The following is a 16,073-nucleotide window of genomic DNA, read 5'->3' as shown; positions in this document are numbered from 1 at the left end:
CGGTGATTTGATGTCCATTCTTTTCATTCTGAGAAAACTCGGAACGCTGGTACTGACGGTTTTCGTCGCATCCGTCCTGGTCTTCTTCTCGATGTACCTTGTTCCGGGCGACCCGCTCGGATTCCTCTTCCGGGGCCGGACCCCGAGCCCGGAAGCCATCGCGGCGGTGACCGCGCAGTACGGACTCGATAAACCCGTTGTCATTCAGTACTTCGACTGGTTGATCAACGTGCTCCACGGCGATTTTGGTCGGTCTTTTCAGTATCGAGAGGATGTCAGTTCTGTGCTCGCGTCGCGAGCACCGACGACGCTCGGACTCGTAGTTCTCGCCGGGCTTTTCATCGCAATCGTCGGACTTGCAGCAGGGATCATCGCGGCTCTCAACCAAGGGAGAGTGGCAGACAAAGTCGTGCTTGTGTTCCTCACTTCTCTCGCTGCCATCCCCTCGTTCGTCGGTGCCATCGTGCTGATCACCGTCTTCGCCGTGCAGCTTGGCTGGTTCCCCTCGTTCGGCGATGGAAAGGGCTTCGTGGATTCGCTCTATCACCTGGTCCTTCCGGCTTTGGCGCTCGCTCTTGTGTTCGTCGCGCTCGTCGCCAGGGTCACTCGCTCGTCGATGCTCGAACAGCTGGATCGAGAGCATGTCGAAGTCGCCACAAGCCGCGGTCTCTCGCGACCCCGCGTCATCCGACGCCACGTTCTCCGAAACGCTCTCGGGCCGATCCTCACGGTGAGTGGCGTGCTCGTTGCCGGCCTTCTGGTTGCGAGCTCGATCATCGAGGCGGCTTTTGGGCTTTCAGGAATCGGTTCCCTTCTCGTACAGGCTGTCGACCGGCTCGACTTCCCGGTTGTGCAGGCAATCGTGCTTCTCATCGTCGTGATTTTCGTGGTCGTCAACACCGGCGTTGATCTTCTTATCGGCGCACTCGACCCCCGCACTAAGGCAGGTGCATCAGCCCGATGACCGTTCCCCTCACCGCCCACTCCGGGCTCCGCTCCTTCCGGTTGACTGCCGGCAATGCTCTCTTTGCAACCAGCGTCGTCGTGCTCGGCACCCTGGTTGCTCTCGCCGTTCTCGCACCTCTCATCGCACCGTACGATCCTGATTTCGTCGACCTCAACAATGTGCTGTCCGGGCCGACCACCGCTCACTGGTTAGGGACAGACGCCGCTGGTCGGGATACTTTCAGCCGCATGCTTTTCGGAGCTCGAACATCACTTCTGGGGCCACTCCTTGTCGTTACTGTGTCCACGGTTTTTGGCATTGTCCTCGGGCTCCTTGCCGGCTGGTTCGGCGGGTGGATCGATGCGTTGCTGGGGCGCGTTTTTGATCTCCTTTTCGCCTTCCCTGCGCTGCTGCTTGCCATCCTCGCTGTAGCACTCTTCGGAAAGGGTCTCACAGCCCCCGTCGCGGCAATGGTCATTGCTTACACGCCATTTGTCGCGCGTCTCGTACGCACGCTCATCGTCTCGGAACGCACTCGTCCGTATGTGGCGGCCTACCGCGTTCAAGGGTTCTCTCCGGCCTGGATTGCCGTTCGGCGGGTACTGCCCAATGTGATGCCCACGGTTGGCGCACAGTCGACCTTGAGCTTTGGATATGTGCTCGCAGATCTTGCCGCGCTCTCCTTTCTGGGACTCGGCGTGCAGGCGCCGACCGCAGATTGGGGTTCGATGATCAACGAAAGCAGAGGCGCATTGCTGAGTGGCCAAGCATTGCCGGCGCTCATTCCATCGCTCGCTGTGGTTCTCGTCGTCGTGGCCGTCAACGTCATTGGAGAAGAATTCTCCGACCGAATCGGCGGGAGGCTTTCGTCATGAGTTTGCTCGACATCTCGAATCTCACACTCGATCTCCCATCCGGACGTTCTCTCCGTCTCCTCGACGGCATCACGCTCAGCGTCGAACCGGGTGAGACCGTGGGGCTGGTGGGCGAATCAGGTTCGGGCAAGTCTCTGACCGCCCGCACGGCGCTCGGTCTGCTCCCCGCACGTTCCCGCACCAGCGGGTCAGTGCTTCTTGACGGAACCGACATGATCACCTGCGCTCCGGCTGAGGCTCTCGCACGGCGGCGCGAAACCGTCTCAATGGTTTTCCAGGACCCCAGATCCGGCATCAACCCAATGCGTCGCATTGGAGATTTCCTCACCGAGTCACTTCGACTCAACCACGGCTGGTCACAAGACAGAGCAGACACCCGTGCGCTTGAGCTTTTGCGGTCAGTCGGACTCCCTCGGGCAGAGTCGCACCTCTCCCAGTTTCCGCATGAGCTCTCGGGAGGAATGCTTCAACGGGTCATGATCGCGGGTGCGCTCTCCACTTCGCCGCGCCTTCTGGTGTGCGACGAACCCACATCGGCTCTCGATGTCACCACCCAAGCCGAAATCGTGGAGGTGCTGAAGCACCAACAGATGACCCGCACTATGGGGATGCTCTTCATCACCCATGATCTCAATCTCGCGTCGGTGTTGTGCGATCGGGTCTACGTCATCCACTCCGGGCGAATCGTCGAGCACGGCAGTGCGCTCTCTGTGTTCACCAGCCCACACGCGGACTACACGAAACGCCTGATTGCGGCCACGCCGAGCATCACGTTCTCTGACGATGAACCGAATTCCACTCTCGTCGACGAGAAACCTCACGCTCCGGCGACCAGCCGCGAGAGCTCGACTCCGGCCCTCGACGTTCAGGGGCTCAGCAAGACCTACTCGATCAGAGGCCGAACAACACTTCGTGCAGTCGACAACGTTTCTTTCTCGGTCGCCCCCGGCACAGCTCTGGCATTGGTTGGAGAATCTGGATCAGGAAAGTCGACGGTCGCACGGATGCTTGTCGGCTTGGAGAAGCCTGACACCGGCGGCATCCTCGTCGATGGCGTCTCACGTTCCACCCGGCCGCGAGGCCGCAGCGAACGACGGGAACGCGCTCAAGCTGTTCAGATCGTCTTCCAAGACCCCTATCTGTCGTTGGATCCGCGCATCACGGCGGGTGCTGCAATCGAGGATGCGCTCCGACTGCTCAGTCCGCTTCGCAACGATGACGCCCGGGCACGCGTCATTGAACTTCTCGATCAGGTCGGGCTGACCGAGAAACATGCGCAAGCCAAGCCCCGCACTCTCTCGGGAGGGCAACGACAGCGAGTTGCGATCGCGCGTGCTTTGGCCGCGGCCCCCGGCATCCTTATCCTCGATGAAGCAACAAGCGCGCTCGATGTCTCCGTCCAGGCTCAGGTTCTCGACGTCATCGATGACATTCGAGCCGAACGAGGGCTGACGCTGGTTTTCATCAGCCACGACCTCGCCGTCGTTCGTCGAGTCTGTGAGAACGCCATCGTGATGCGTCATGGGGTCGTCGTCGAATCAGGTGACACGGAACGCCTGCTTCGAAACCCACAACACCCCTATACGCGTTTGCTGCTCGATTCGATCCCGCAGCCGAGCTGGAATCTCCCCGACACGTCAGGCAGTTCGACCGGTGCTGAGCAGATTTCAGCGATCTGACTGGAGTTGGCTCAGGGCGGGCTTGACTGCCACATCGACGACCGGGCGACGGATGGCCGCTGCCACCACCACACTGAGCACGAGTCCCAGCACAGCCATCACCGCAAAGCTCAGCATCCAGCCGCCCGTCAGAGTGTGTAGGAGCCCGATGCCGAGGGAGCCAACGCCCGCAAAGGCGTAGCCGACACCCTGCCCGACCGCGGAGACGACTCCGGCTGTGCTCGGATTCGCCGACATCGTGACGATCAGGCTGATCGACAGCCCGAAGGCGGCGCTTTGCACGGCGCCGAGGCCGCCGACAACCCAGAAGACCTGCTCGTTCGACGAGAAGTACAGCGCCAACATCCCTACTGCGATGGCGATCCCGAGACCCGGCCCGACCCAAACCAGCACCGCACGGCGCCGGGCCAGAATCGGGGTGATCAGGGTCGGCACGAAGCCGGCGATGCTGAACCAGGCGAGCAACCAACCGGTCTGGGCCGAGTCGTGCCCGCGGTCGAGCAACAGCAATGGCATCCAGGCGGTCATCGCGAAGTAGAGCAGCGCCTGCAACCCGAACACGAGCGTCAGCAGCGCCATGGTGCGCGTTGCGCGCGGAGCGAAGTCGAGCGCTGGGCGCTGCGGCGGCGGGGCGCCGCCCTCGCTGCGCATCCGAATCACCCCGACGAGCAGCGGGATGCCGGCGACGAGGGCGGGCAACGCCCACACCCCCCAGGCAACATCGATGCGCTGGCCGGATGCCGCATAGATCGGAGAGACGAGCGATGCCCCGAGTGCCGCCCCGACGCCGAAGCTCATGCTGCTGAGCCCCACCCACAGCCCCGACGCGTCGAGCGACTTCAAGAACTGCGGCAGCAGAGTTCCCGCCGCCATGATCGCGGCCCCCACCAGGAAGGTTCCCGGCAACAGAAGCGCGGGCCAGAGAACCCTGATCAGCAAGCCGGCAGCGAGTGCCCACATCGACCACAGCAGCACGGCCCCGACGCCGTACCGGCGGGCCAGCCAGGGCCCGAGCGGAGCGCTGAGGCCGAAGGCGATGACCGGCAAAGTGGCCAGCACCGTCGTCTCAACGGCGCTCAGCTCAAGCGCGAGGCGCGCCTCCTCGAGGGTCGCCGCGACTGTCGTGACGGCGGGTCGCAGGTTGAGGCCGACGAGAAGCGCTGCCGTGAGACCGAGAGCGCGGGCGGAGCGCTGCCGGACAGCGTGCCGCTCAGGAGTCGAGAACACTGAGCCCCTCGGCGACGACCCGGCCGTCGTGCAGAACCGTGCGGTCACTGCCGCGATCCATGACTGTGCTGGCGACGGTTTCTCCATCGACGATGAGCAGATCGGCACGGTCTCCGACGGCAACACCCGGCCGGTCGAGAACACCACGCAACCGGGGCACCTCGTGACTCATGATGCTCGCACCGCCCATCGTCGCCACCGCCAGCGCGTGCTCGATGAGTTCGTCCCGCCGAAAATTGTTCGTGAACGCCAGCTGCCAGGTGCGGTCGAGCATGTCGCAGTTGCCGTAGGGGCTCCAATAGTCGCGTTGGCCGTCTTCGCCGAGCCCGACGCGCACTCCGGCCTCGGTCAGCTCGACCAACGAGAGTTGGTTGCTCGCCGACGGGGCAACCGTCGCCATCGACACGTCGAGCTCGGCGAACTGTTCAATCAGCCGACGACTCACGGCCTCGGAGACCGAGCCGAGTTCATAGGCATGCGACAGGGTCACCTTGCCCTGCATCCCGAGTGCGCGCGTGCGTTCGAGCACGAGTTCGGTGCTGAACACGCCGAGTTCGCCGGGTTCGTGCAGGTGGATGTCGATCTCAACCTGGTACTTCTCGGCGAGACCGAAGACGATGTCGAGGTGTTTGGCCGGGTCGCGGTCGAGCTGGCTCGGGTCGATGCCGCCCATCACATCGGCACCCTGCTTGAGTGACTCTTCGAGCAACTCGATTGTTCCTTCTTCACGCAGGATGCCGGCCTGCGGAAACGTCATGATCTGCACGTCGGCGTGCGCGGAGAACTTCTGCTTCGCCGCCATCACCGCGTCGAACTTCTCGAGCTTGCAGTCGACGTCGACCTGGGCGTACGAGCGCACCCGGGTTGTGCCCCGCGCAATCATCTGTTCGAGGGTTCCGGCGGTGCGCTCCGGCAGTCCGATCTCGGCCGTGCGCCAGTTGTTGCGATCGTTGAGCATCATCCCCCAGACGCCCGGCGCACCGGTGTGCGGCCGGAAGGGCAGGCCGATGCGGCTGGAGTCGAGGTGCACGTGTACGTCGCTGAACGCAGGCACGACGAGACGCCCCCGTCCGTCGACCACCTCGCGACCGGCATCCGGACCACCAGGCATGCCCTGCAGAACCGGCGCAGTGGAGTCGGCGAGATGCGGCGTGATGGCGGCGATGCGTCCGCCCTCGATGAGCAGATCGACGGCGGCGGCGCCCCAGGGGCGAACATTACGAATCAGCATCCTCGAATGGTATACCAAATTGATTCCCTCGCTCAGTAAACTGACGGGATGACTACCACGCCGCACAGCGAGGGGGAAACGGCACGCGTCACCCGAATCCTGCGCGAACAGATAATCGACGGCGAGCGGGAGCCGGACGCGAGGCTCGTCGAGCGCGAGATCGCGACATCACTTGACGTCAGCCGAGTCCCCGTGCGCGAGGCACTTCGCGCACTGGTCGCCGAGGGCCTCGTTCTCCCGCGGCCGAACAGTTGGATGACGGTGCGGCGATTCAACGAGCGCGACATCGAGGAACTCTTCCAGGTACGCGCCGCGTTTGACTCACTCGCGTTCCGGTTGGCGGCGCGCACCGCGAGCCCGCACGACCTCGCCCGACTCGCGCTCGTGCTCTCGGCCGAGTCGGATTCGGCAGCGTTGGGCGACCCACATGACTCCCGTGCGGCGTCGGCCTCATTTCACGAACTCGTCATCGAGGTCTCCGGCAATTCCTTGCTCGCCGAACTGTGGCGCACGCTGAGTGGGCGGATGCGCTGGCTACTCGGCCAGCACGACCAGCCGACCGAGATGCATCTGGAGCACGCTCAGCTTTACGCCGCGATCGCGGCACACGACGAGGAGGCAGCCGCCGCGCTCGCGCTCACCCACCTCGACACCAGCCGCCGCGCATTCGAGAGTCACCGGAGCCTCGCTGCAGACACAGAGCGCGCCGACTGACATCCGTTAAACAAGAACAAGGCGCCACCCCCGAGGGGGTGGCGCCTTGAAAAGGAAACGCGAAGTTACTTGAGGGTAACGGTTGCGCCGGCTTCTTCGAGAGCAGCCTTTGCCTTCTCGGCAGCTTCCTTGCTTGCGCCTTCGAGAACGGCCTTGGGTGCACCGTCGACGACTGCCTTGGCTTCGCCGAGGCCCAGGCTGGTGAGCTCGCGCACAACCTTGATGACCTGGATCTTCTTGTCGCCAACCGACTCGAGGATGACGTCGAAGTCAGACTTCTCTTCGACCTCTTCTGCGGCGGCGGCGGGGCCACCAGCGGCTGCAACAGCAACCGGAGCAGCGGCGGTGACCTCGAAGGTCTCCTCGAATGCCTTGACGAACTCGCTGAGCTCGATGAGGGTCAGGCCCTTGAACTGCTCGAGCAGCTCTTCAGTTGAAAGCTTTGCCATGATTTTCTCCTTAGTTTTCTTAAATTACTCACCGCGATACCAGGCTGATGCCTAGTTCGCGGACTCCTGCTTCTCACGCAGCGCGTCGACCGTGCGAACGGCCTTCGACAGCGGTGCGTTGAAGAGATATGCGGCTCCGAACAGCGAGGCCTTGAAGACGCCGGCAAGCTTGCCGAGCAGAACTTCGCGGGACTCGAGGTCGGCGAGCTTGCCTACCTCTGCTGCGGTGAGCGGGTTACCGTCGAAGTAACCGCCCTTAACCACCAGGAGAGGGTTTGCCTTGGCAAAGGCACGCATGGCCTTCGCAACGGCGACAGGGTCACCGTGCACGAATGCGATTGCCGACGGACCGACAAGCTCGTCGTCAAACGACGTGATGCCGGCGTTGTTCGCCGCAATCTTGGTCAGCGTGTTCTTTACCACGGCGTACGTGGCGTCCTCACTGATGGACGTGCGCAGCTCCTTGAGCTTCGCAACAGTGAGACCGCGGTACTCGGTGAGCAGAACGGCGGTCGAGCTCTGGAATTTCTCCGTAAGCTCGGCGACCGATGCTTCCTTGTTCGCCATGGTGCTCCTCTTAATATTCATGTGCCGGTAGCCCCTGGTGCAGACATGAAAAAAGCTCCGGCGCAAGGGCCGGAGCTGGGAGGCAGTTTCTCACGAAACCGAATCTAAACTTCGAATCCTGCGCGGGCCGTTCATGTGAATGAACCTTCGATTGCGAAACACACTTACATGTGCACAGCAATAACCGGCGGTCTTTGGCTTTGCCCCACACTACGTGATGCGCCTCGCCGTCGCAAATCGAGACGGATGCCCCCGCTCACACCAGCTCAACCTCGACATCCGGCGCCTCGACGTCCGGAGCGTGACGACCCTACCCGGTACCGAATTCAGGAGTGGAGGCGTGTCGGCCGAGTCGGGCCCGCGGAATGACGGGACACCCGCACCGCGACACGCACTCCGCTCCTGATTTTGGCCCGGCCACACGGCAGCGATAGCCGCACAAAGATCACGATTTGCGCACGGCCTGGCGGCATCCGGTCCGAGAGGTATAACATCGTACCGATCACATCCCCAGAGTTGCGGAGCAGACAATGAACAACCCCTCACCGGTCGACAAGAGCGCATCAGGCATCGGCGAACGCCAGTTCCACATCGGAATTGCTCCCGGGGAGGTGTCCACCGTTGCTCTTCTGCCCGGCGACCCGTTCCGGGTGCCGCTCATCGCGGAGTTCCTCACCGACGTGCAGACCGTCGCCCACAATCGCGAGCACCTGACCATGACCGGCTTGTACAAGGGCCGGAAGATCACGGCGACGTCGACCGGCATGGGATGCCCGTCGACCGCGATCGCCGTCGAGGAGCTCATCCGCGTCGGGGTCACCTCCTTCATCCGGGTCGGCTCCTCCGCCGGCCTGCAGCCCGGGGTCAAGCCGGGCGACCTCCTGATCAGCGAGGGCGCCCTGCGCAACGACGGAACCACGGCGGCCTACGCCCACCACGGATTCCCCGCGGTGCCCGACCTCGCGATCACGCTCGAACTCGCCTCGGTCGCCCGCGAACTGGTCGCCGGCCGCGACTCCACGGTGCACACCGGCATCAACGCCAGCGACGACGCGTTCTACGCCGAAACCCCCGAGTGGATCGCCGAGCTGAACCGGCTCGGCGTGCTCAACGTCGAGATGGAGAGCGCGGCCCTCTACGTCGTCTCCCGGTTGCGCGGCGTGCGTGCCGGCATGATTTGCTCGACCTCCAGCAACCTCTACGACGGAACCAGCCTCTACTCCGGAGTCGACACCGCGCTCAAAGACGGCTGGATGCTCAGCATCGAAGCGGCGCTCGAGGTTGCTGTTCGTCTGGAGCTCTAACATGCTCGTCAACCTGCACAGCCACCTCGAGGGGCGGGTGCGGCCGGCGACCGCCGCAGAGTTGGCGGCGTCGGCCGGACTGCCCACCCCGGCCGGCGGCTGGGAGAACGCCATCCGCCTCGACGGTCCGGCGGACCTGACCGTCTACCTCGCCAAGGTGGCCTCCACCTACCCCTTCTTTCGCTCACTGGACGCCGCCCGCCGTATTGCGCGGGAGGCCGTCGAGGATGGCGCGGCATCCGGTCTCGACTATCTCGAGCTGAGATTCGGCCCGGCCACCCATGCCGACGACGAGCGGGGCCTCACCGACGTCATCGCCGCGGTGACCGAGGGGATGCGGGAGGGGAGCCTCGCAACCGGCATGCCGAGCGGCGCGGTCGTCGCCGCCCTGCGCCACCACTTCCCCGAGACCAACGAGGCGGTAGCGCGGGCGGCAGCTCGATTCGCGGGCACCGGCGTGGTCGGTTTCGACCTGGCCGGTGACGAGTTGCTCTTTCCGGCGCTCGAGCCCCATCGGCCAGCCTTCGACATCGCCCGGGCCGCCGGGCTCGGCCTGACCTGCCATGCGGCCGAGGCGGGGCCCGCCCGCGCGGCGCGCGACGCCGTCGAACTGCTCGGCGCCACCCGGATCGGGCATGGGGCGCACATCGTCGATGACCCGGATGTTCTGCGCTGGTGCGCCGAGACGGGAGTGGTCATCGAGATTTGCCCGACCTCGAACTGGTACACCGGGGCGATAGCCTCGATTGCCGACCATCCGGCAGGCCGGTTCAGGGACGCCGGCGTGCGCCTCGTGCTGGGCGACGACAACCCGATGCAAACCGGGACCGATCTGCGTGACGAGCGGGACATCCTCGTCACGGCCCTCAACTTCACCGCCGAGGATCTTGCGGCGATCGACGAGAACAGCGTCGGCGCCGCATTCACCGACTTTTCCACGAACCACCCGCTTTTCCCTCGCAGCGCCACCTGAAATGGAGACAACAATGCAACGAAGCAGAACAGTCACCTCCTTGCTCTCGATGGGAGCGCTCGCCGCTCTCGTGCTGAGCGGATGTGCGTCAGCCCCCGCCACACCCGCCTCGACGGATGCCGCCACGAGCGACTTTCTGCCCTGCGCGGTTTCTGATCTGACCGGGTTCAACGACAACGACTTCAACGAGCTCACGCTCGACGGGGTGAAGGCGGCCGCAAAGAAGATCGGAGTGACGCCGAAGTCGTCGGAGTCGACATCGGAAGACCAGTACGCCGGAAACATCGACGCCCTGATCAGCCAGGGCTGCAATCTTGTCGTGACGGTCGGCTTCGCACTTGCCACGGCGACCCGCGAAGCAGCGAAGGCGAACACCGACGTCAACTTCGCACTCATCGACAGCACCGTCGCCAACGACGACTTCAGCCCGCTCGAGCTCGACAACGTGAAGCCGGTGCTCTTCGACACCGCTCAGGGCGCGGCCCTCGCCGGCTACCTCGCGGCCGGCGCCACCAAGACCGGCACGGTCGGAACTTACGGCGGCATGCCGTTCCCGTCCGTCACCGTGTTCATGGACGGCTTCGCCGACGGCATCGAGCGCTACAACGCGGTGCACGGCACGACAGTGAAGCTGGTCGGCTGGGACAAGTCCGCGCAGAACGGCCAGTTCGTCGGCAGCTTCGACGACCAGGTGAAGGCCAAGACCCTCACCGCCGGCCTGCTCGACCAGGGCGTCGACATCCTCATGCCTGTCGCCGGAACCCTCTTCACCGCATCCGTTCAAGAAATGATCGACCGCGGCACGGCCGGCGCGGTGATCGGCGTCAACTCCGATGCATTCGTGAGCACACCCACTCCCGAGTTTCAGAAGTACTATCTGACCTCCGTGCTCAAGAACCTGACCAAGGCGTCGGAAGAGGTGACGACAGCAGCGGCCACCGGCGACTTCGACAACGCTCCGTACATCGGAACCTTGGAGAACGGTGGCGTCGGCATTGCCCCGACCCACGACTGGGAATCCCAGCTCGACCCGAAGCTGCTCGATGAAGTGAAGCAGCTTCAGGCAGACATCATTTCCGGCGCCTTCGTCGTGACGTCGCCGTCATCACCGAAGTAACCGACAAAACCCGGCCGCAGGGGAGCACACCATGAACGATCAGGCTCCCCTGCGGACCGACATCGCCACCTTCGCCCGCCTGACCGGCTGGGAGTACTTTCCGATCGCTTTCATCGGCCGGTTGCCGTTCGCGATGATGATCGTCGGCATCCTGACCTTCGTCACCACGGTGCGCGGATCGGTCGCGGAGGCGGGTCTTGCCGCGGCCTGCGCCGGAATCGGAACGGCGGTCTGCGGGCCGCTGGTCGGCTCGTTCGCCGACCGGGTGAGCCAGCGCGCAGTGCTGCTCGTCTGCAGCATGGTGAGCATCCTCGCCACCACGCTGTTCCTCGTTCTCGTCGGCTTCGGGGCCCCGCTCCTCGCGATTCTCGCCCTCGCCTTCGTGACCGGGGGCGCGACCCCCCAGGTCGCACCGTTCTCCCGCTCACGCCTCGTCGTCTTCGCCGGAACGGCGCGATCCACGGTGAAACGCGGGCGCGCCGTCTCGATGGTGATGAGCTACGAATCGGTGATGGACGAGGCGTCGTTCGTTCTCGGCCCGGTGCTGGTCGGCGTTCTGACCACCTTCATCGCGCCGTGGGCGCCGCTCGTCATCGGTGCCATCCTCACCGCCACAATCGTTGTCGCCTTCGCGCTGCATCACTCCGGTCGAACGAGTGACCCGGGCCCCGTGAGTGAGAAGACCGCCGCGGGGTCGGTGTTCTCTCCGCGCATCCTCACCCTGGCGGCGGGCATGTTGCTGGTCGGGGGCGTCTTCGGCTCGATCCTGACCGCGTTGACCGCATTCATGACCGCCCGGGGCCTCGGCGAGCAGACCGGCATCGCCTACGGCGCGATGAGTGCCGGAGCGATCGTGGTCGCCGTCTCTGTCGCCGCCCTGCCCCCGCGGTTCTCACTCCCGGCGCGATGGCTCACCTTCGCCGCCCTCGGCCTGATCGGGGCGTTCGCACTGCTGCTGGCCGACACTCTGCTCGCCACGCTCGTTGCCCTGTTTCTCAGCGGATGCGGGATCGGCGCGGTGCTCGTCGTGCTGTTCAGCCTCGGAACAGAGGCGGCGCCGGCCGGACGTTCGACCACCGTGCTCACGACGCTGCAGAGCACCCTCGTCGTCGGACAGGCCCTGGCCACCGCGGTCGGCGGGTTCGTCGCTCAGACGTTCGGCGCCACGGCCGGCTACGGGATCACCGCCGGCCTCGCCGTCGGGCTGGTGGCGCTGGCGGGGCTGTATCACTGGCGCTTCGCCCAAATCGCCCTGCCGCAGGAGGCTTAGGCCCGCTTCCACTGCGGCACCGCGAGGTGCCCGAAGGCGGGCGGCAGCGCGTACTTTGCCACGTAGGCGGGTGCACCGTCGAGCTCCGCTGTTTGGGTCAGCACGAGCAGCGGGTCGGGAGCCTTGATTCCGAGCAGGCTCGCTCGGGTCGGCCCCGCAATTGTCGCCGCGATCCGGCAGGCCCCGGCAGAAAAAACCGGACCAACCCGATCAGTGAGCGCCTGGAGGATCGTCGCCGGGTCGGCCGCGGCATCCTGCAGCTGCGCCGCAACTGCGCTGTTGAACGTGGCCAGCCGCGCATTATCGGGAAGGTATTCCTGCACGAGCGCGACCGGCTGGCCGTCTCGGCTCACGACGCACTCGCGGAACCAGAACTCGGCGCCGGCATCCAGATGCAGATGCTCAACGACGAAATCCGTGACTTTCTGCAGGCTGAACTCGATCACCCGCACGTCGATCAGGGTGCCCGGCTCGGCGAGTAGTTGCTCAAGCGGCTGAAACTCATCGGGACCCTCGTGCGGAATCGAATCAGCGACGAACCTGCCGACGCCGCGCTTGGTGACGATCAGGCCGTCTTCCTCGAGAAGCATCAACGCTTCTCTCACGACTGTGCGACTCACGCCGAGCGCGAGGCCGAGCTCGGTCTCGCGGGGAAGCAGCGCACCCGAGACGAGGAGGCCGGAGCGGATGCCCTGGGAGATGCGTTCGTAGACGGCAACCCGCAACGGCTGGCCGGGCGACGTGAGCAGCGGCTGCTCCAGGTAGCGCGTGGCGTCTGTCGTGGTCACGAAACCCGCCGAGCTACAGAAAGGTGTCGAGCGGATGTCATGTGCCGAGCTTAGTTCTTCGGTCCGAGTTACCGCCGAAGCGCTCCGTGCCCGGCGATAAGTAGTTGACATCGGTCCACTAGATTTATATAGTTGACTGTTGTCAATTAGTAGCAGGAGTCCGATGTCACGCACGCAGAGCACCACCGATTCACCCCCCACCTCTCCACCCGCCGGCCGCCCCATCGACGCAAACATGTCGAAGCGCCAGGTTCTCGAGTCCCTTTCCGGGCTCCTTCTCGGCATGTTCGTCTCGATCCTGGCCGGCACGGTGGTCAGCACCTCGATGCCGCTCATCATCTCCGATCTCAAGGGCGATCAGTCCGCCTACACCTGGGTGATCACCGCGACGCTGCTCGCGACCACCGTCAGCACCCCGCTCTGGGGCAAGTTCGCCGACCTGTTCAACCGCAAGCTGCTCATCCAGCTCGCCCTGGTGATCTTCGTGCTCGGCTCGGCCCTCGCCGGATTCTCGCAGGACACCGGCACCCTGATCATGTTCCGTGTGCTGCAAGGCCTCGGCGCCGGTGGCCTGGCCGCGCTCAGCCAGATCATCATGGCCGACATCATCAGCCCGCGTGACCGCGGAAAGTACGCCGGCCTGTTCGGTGGCGTGATGGCCCTCGGAACCGTCGGCGGCCCGCTGCTCGGCGGCGTGGTGACCGATGCCTTCGGCTGGCGCTGGAACTTCTTCATCGCCCTGCCGGTCGCCATCCTGGCCATCATCATGCTGCAGCTCACCCTGCACCTACCGAAGCACCCGAAGCGCAAGGTGCACATCGACTACCTCGGTGCCGTGCTGATCGCCGGTGGCGTTTCGCTCCTGCTCATCTGGGTGACCATGGCCGGACACGAGTTCGACTGGGCTTCCGGAACGTCGTTTGCCATGGTCGGCGGAGCCGCTGTACTGCTGATCGCCGCCGTCATCGTCGAGTTCAAGGTGCCGGAGCCGATCATCCCGCTCACGATGTTCAAGAACCGCACGTTCACCCTCTCGGTGATCGCGAGCATCTCGGTGGGTGTCGCCATGTTCGGCACCTCGGTGTTCCTCAGCCAGTACATGCAGCTTGCCCGTGGCGCGACCCCGACCCAGTCGGGTCTGCTCACCATCCCGATGATGGGCGGTCTGCTCATCTCGTCGACCTTCTTCGGAAGCCTGGTCAGCCGTCGCGGCAAGTGGAAGGCCATCATGGTCTCCGGCAGCGTGCTCGTCGTCGCCGGCTCTGTGCTTCTCGGAACCCTCAAGTACGACACCGACCTCGTGCTCGTCGGCATCTACATGTTCATTCTCGGCGCCGGCGTCGGCATGGTCATGCAGAACCTCGTGCTCGTCGTGCAGAACTCGATCGAGGTCAAGAACCTCGGTGTCGCAACCAGCGCGGTGACCTTCTTCCGCAGCCTCGGTGGCACGATCGGCGTCTCGGTGCTCGGTTCGGTGCTCGGCACCATCGTCGCCCAGCAGATCAAGGACGGCATCCCGCACCTGAGCCCTGCTGACCAGATGACCGCGGTCAAGACCCTGGGCACCGGAACGATCCCCCACGTTTCGTTGCTTCCCGACGCCATCCGCTCACTCGTGGAGAGTGCGTATGGGTCTGGTGTCGGAACGGTGTTCCTGGTCAGCGCTCCCCTGGCGCTGGTCACGCTGATCGCGGTGATCTTCATGCCCAATGCGTCGCTCGGCACGAAGACTGCGATCCAGCTCAAGGATGCGGTCGCCCGCAAGACCGGTTCCATCAAGACGGCAGAGGGCGCTGCCGCCGAGCGCAAGCGTGAGCTCGAGAATGCCGAAGACGCTCTGATCGAGGTGAGCGCGGCATCCGTTGCCTTGCCGCCCGTCGGTGAATCCCACCCGACCGGGTCGATCGAGGTCATCGAGCTGGCTTCAGAGAGCACACCCGGTTCGAGTCGATAACCTGTGACCATGACTGACAACACCAAGGCGGATGCCGCGGCCGAGGAGATTCCCTCGGCTGCGGCGGACGCGGCAGCGGCTGCCGGGCTGAACACGTCGGCCAGCGCTGGGCTGAGTGCATCGACTGCTGCTCCGAGTGCCGGGCGGATGGACAACGCCGCGGCCATTGCCGAGGTCGAAGAGCAGATGAGCGTGCTCTTCGGATTCATTCAGGCGAATGTGCGGGCGGCGGCCCTCGCGGTCGATCCCGCACTGCAGCCGTTCGGGCTCAAGGTGCTGCGCATCCTCGTGAAAATGGGGCCGCTGCACTCCAGCGTTCTCGCCGACCGGATGTTCGTCGACCGCAGCATCATCAGCCGCCAGGTCAAACAGCTGCAAGAACTCGGCTTGGCCGAAACGCGCCCCGACCCGGAAGACGGTCGCGCCCGCTATGTGGCCGCCACCGACGAAGCGATCACCCGGCTGACCGCCACGCGCGAGAGCGACAAACTGGTGATCTTCACTCACATGAACTCCTGGCCGGAGGAAGACCTGCTGACCTTCGCCGGCTACCTCAAGCGGCTGACGACGCCGTAGCGCACGCCGCGAGTTGTCAGAGATGGCCCCTTCAATCGAATTGAAGGGGCCATTTGTGACAACCCCTGAGGATCAGCGAACGGATGTCGCGGCTCGGGCAACGAGGGCGAGTGCGATGTCTCGGACAACGTCGACAGCCTCGGCGCGGTGTATCCCGGTGGGCGCGGGTACAGCGCGCGCCCACCGGGATAGACCGCGCCGAACCCGGAGAGGCTGGCGGGCTGGCTGGCCAGTTAGTTGGCGGGCTGGCTAGGTGTACTGCCCAGGGACGTTGGTTGACTCGGTGTGACGACTCGCTGTAGTCATTGACGAAAGGGTGAGGGTCTCCGGTTCACAGTGGTGTTGCTTAGACATTCACTAAAACCAGGAGACCCTCATGTCCCACGCTAATGCTGCGCTGACT

The 16,073-nt window shown here is 64.6% G+C and carries 15 protein-coding genes; 10 read left to right on the top strand and 5 right to left on the bottom strand.

Annotated elements, in window-relative coordinates; translation table 11 throughout:
- Positions 1-10: 10 nt before the first annotated feature.
- Genes AB4Y63_RS16005 through AB4Y63_RS15995 form a run of 3 tightly spaced genes read left to right on the top strand, consistent with a single transcriptional unit; the run spans position 11 to position 3,500 of the window.
- Entirely contained in the window at positions 11-964 is a 954-nt protein-coding gene (locus tag AB4Y63_RS16005) for an ABC transporter permease (protein ID WP_441792062.1), read from the top strand.
- The gene (locus AB4Y63_RS16000) at positions 961-1,821 is read left to right on the top strand and encodes an ABC transporter permease (protein ID WP_441792061.1); all 861 of its coding nucleotides are present in this window, start codon (positions 961-963) and stop codon (positions 1,819-1,821) included. Before AB4Y63_RS16005 ends, AB4Y63_RS16000 begins: the two co-directional genes overlap by 4 nt.
- A complete protein-coding gene (locus AB4Y63_RS15995) occupies positions 1,818-3,500 on the top strand; it encodes an ABC transporter ATP-binding protein (RefSeq protein WP_441792060.1) in 1,683 nt (560 codons plus the stop codon). The genes AB4Y63_RS16000 and AB4Y63_RS15995 overlap by 4 nt, the downstream gene beginning before the upstream one ends.
- Here the strand turns inward: AB4Y63_RS15995 and AB4Y63_RS15990 are convergent.
- Together AB4Y63_RS15990 and AB4Y63_RS15985 are read right to left on the bottom strand one after the other, a co-directional pair.
- Positions 3,489-4,727 carry an MFS transporter gene (locus AB4Y63_RS15990; protein WP_441792059.1) on the bottom strand — a complete coding sequence of 413 codons (1,239 nt, stop codon included), beginning with the start codon at positions 4,725-4,727 and terminating at the stop codon, positions 3,489-3,491. The genes AB4Y63_RS15995 and AB4Y63_RS15990 overlap by 12 nt on opposite strands.
- Positions 4,711-5,958, bottom strand: coding sequence for an amidohydrolase family protein (locus AB4Y63_RS15985; RefSeq protein WP_441792058.1), 1,248 nt, complete (start codon positions 5,956-5,958; stop codon positions 4,711-4,713). Before AB4Y63_RS15985 ends, AB4Y63_RS15990 begins: the two co-directional genes overlap by 17 nt.
- A 48-nt stretch (positions 5,959-6,006) precedes the next feature.
- Between AB4Y63_RS15985 and AB4Y63_RS15980 the strand changes: the two genes are divergently transcribed.
- Positions 6,007-6,672 (top strand): GntR family transcriptional regulator, encoded by a 666-nt coding sequence (locus AB4Y63_RS15980; RefSeq protein WP_441792057.1) that lies wholly within the window; start codon positions 6,007-6,009, stop codon positions 6,670-6,672.
- 65 nt (positions 6,673-6,737) lie between these two features.
- On the opposite strand, the gene rplL is transcribed toward AB4Y63_RS15980, so the two are convergent.
- Both rplL and rplJ read right to left on the bottom strand, forming a co-directional pair.
- On the bottom strand, positions 6,738-7,121 hold the full coding sequence (rplL, locus tag AB4Y63_RS15975) for a 50S ribosomal protein L7/L12 (protein WP_345067050.1): 384 nt from the start codon (positions 7,119-7,121) through the stop codon (positions 6,738-6,740).
- A gap of 51 nt (positions 7,122-7,172) precedes the next feature.
- Entirely contained in the window at positions 7,173-7,688 is a 516-nt protein-coding gene (rplJ, locus tag AB4Y63_RS15970) for a 50S ribosomal protein L10 (protein ID WP_345067047.1), read from the bottom strand.
- A 530-nt stretch (positions 7,689-8,218) separates the two neighbouring features.
- On the opposite strand from rplJ, the gene AB4Y63_RS15965 reads away from it, so the two are divergent.
- From AB4Y63_RS15965 to AB4Y63_RS15950, 4 genes are read left to right on the top strand one after another with little or no spacing between them, the layout of a single operon-like run.
- Positions 8,219-8,992 carry a nucleoside phosphorylase gene (locus AB4Y63_RS15965; RefSeq protein ID WP_441792056.1) on the top strand — a complete coding sequence of 258 codons (774 nt, stop codon included), beginning with the start codon at positions 8,219-8,221 and terminating at the stop codon, positions 8,990-8,992.
- 1 nt (position 8,993) lies between these two features.
- Entirely contained in the window at positions 8,994-9,965 is a 972-nt protein-coding gene (add, locus tag AB4Y63_RS15960) for an adenosine deaminase (RefSeq protein ID WP_441792055.1), read from the top strand.
- Positions 9,966-9,978: 13 nt separating this feature from the next.
- Entirely contained in the window at positions 9,979-11,082 is a 1,104-nt protein-coding gene (locus tag AB4Y63_RS15955; protein ID WP_441792054.1) for a BMP family ABC transporter substrate-binding protein, read from the top strand.
- A gap of 31 nt (positions 11,083-11,113) precedes the next feature.
- On the top strand, positions 11,114-12,352 hold the full coding sequence (locus tag AB4Y63_RS15950) for an MFS transporter (protein WP_441792053.1): 1,239 nt from the start codon (positions 11,114-11,116) through the stop codon (positions 12,350-12,352).
- Here the strand turns inward: AB4Y63_RS15950 and AB4Y63_RS15945 are convergent.
- Positions 12,349-13,140 carry a GntR family transcriptional regulator gene (locus tag AB4Y63_RS15945; RefSeq protein WP_441792052.1) on the bottom strand — a complete coding sequence of 264 codons (792 nt, stop codon included), beginning with the start codon at positions 13,138-13,140 and terminating at the stop codon, positions 12,349-12,351. The genes AB4Y63_RS15950 and AB4Y63_RS15945 overlap by 4 nt on opposite strands.
- Before the next feature lie 235 nt (positions 13,141-13,375).
- Between AB4Y63_RS15945 and AB4Y63_RS15940 the strand changes: the two genes are divergently transcribed.
- Positions 13,376-15,094 carry an MDR family MFS transporter gene (locus tag AB4Y63_RS15940; RefSeq protein WP_441792145.1) on the top strand — a complete coding sequence of 573 codons (1,719 nt, stop codon included), beginning with the start codon at positions 13,376-13,378 and terminating at the stop codon, positions 15,092-15,094.
- A gap of 9 nt (positions 15,095-15,103) precedes the next feature.
- The gene (locus tag AB4Y63_RS15935) at positions 15,104-15,670 is read left to right on the top strand and encodes a MarR family winged helix-turn-helix transcriptional regulator (protein ID WP_441792051.1); all 567 of its coding nucleotides are present in this window, start codon (positions 15,104-15,106) and stop codon (positions 15,668-15,670) included.
- Positions 15,671-16,073: the final 403 nt, after the last annotated feature.

The sequence above is a fragment of the Leifsonia sp. YAF41 genome (genome assembly GCF_052113185.1).
GTDB lineage: Bacteria > Actinomycetota > Actinomycetes > Actinomycetales > Microbacteriaceae > Cryobacterium.
The sequence above is the reverse complement of the archived record's forward strand: the minus strand, read 5'-3'. Positions and strand labels throughout refer to the sequence as shown.

Bases quoted from the DNA above. Each gene is read 5' to 3' on its own strand.
- AB4Y63_RS16005 (WP_441792062.1), top strand. From the start codon at position 11: ATGTCCATTCTTTTCATTCTGAGAAAACTCGGAACGCTGGTACTGACG.
- AB4Y63_RS16000 (WP_441792061.1), top strand. From the start codon at position 961: ATGACCGTTCCCCTCACCGCCCACTCCGGGCTCCGCTCCTTCCGGTTG.
- AB4Y63_RS15995 (WP_441792060.1), top strand. From the start codon at position 1,818: ATGAGTTTGCTCGACATCTCGAATCTCACACTCGATCTCCCATCCGGA.
- AB4Y63_RS15985 (WP_441792058.1), bottom strand. From the start codon at position 5,958: ATGCTGATTCGTAATGTTCGCCCCTGGGGCGCCGCCGCCGTCGATCTG.
- AB4Y63_RS15980 (WP_441792057.1), top strand. From the start codon at position 6,007: ATGACTACCACGCCGCACAGCGAGGGGGAAACGGCACGCGTCACCCGA.
- rplL (WP_345067050.1), bottom strand. From the start codon at position 7,121: ATGGCAAAGCTTTCAACTGAAGAGCTGCTCGAGCAGTTCAAGGGCCTG.
- rplJ (WP_345067047.1), bottom strand. From the start codon at position 7,688: ATGGCGAACAAGGAAGCATCGGTCGCCGAGCTTACGGAGAAATTCCAG.
- AB4Y63_RS15965 (WP_441792056.1), top strand. From the start codon at position 8,219: ATGAACAACCCCTCACCGGTCGACAAGAGCGCATCAGGCATCGGCGAA.
- add (WP_441792055.1), top strand. From the start codon at position 8,994: ATGCTCGTCAACCTGCACAGCCACCTCGAGGGGCGGGTGCGGCCGGCG.
- AB4Y63_RS15955 (WP_441792054.1), top strand. From the start codon at position 9,979: ATGCAACGAAGCAGAACAGTCACCTCCTTGCTCTCGATGGGAGCGCTC.
- AB4Y63_RS15950 (WP_441792053.1), top strand. From the start codon at position 11,114: ATGAACGATCAGGCTCCCCTGCGGACCGACATCGCCACCTTCGCCCGC.
- AB4Y63_RS15940 (WP_441792145.1), top strand. From the start codon at position 13,376: ATGTCGAAGCGCCAGGTTCTCGAGTCCCTTTCCGGGCTCCTTCTCGGC.
- AB4Y63_RS15935 (WP_441792051.1), top strand. From the start codon at position 15,104: ATGACTGACAACACCAAGGCGGATGCCGCGGCCGAGGAGATTCCCTCG.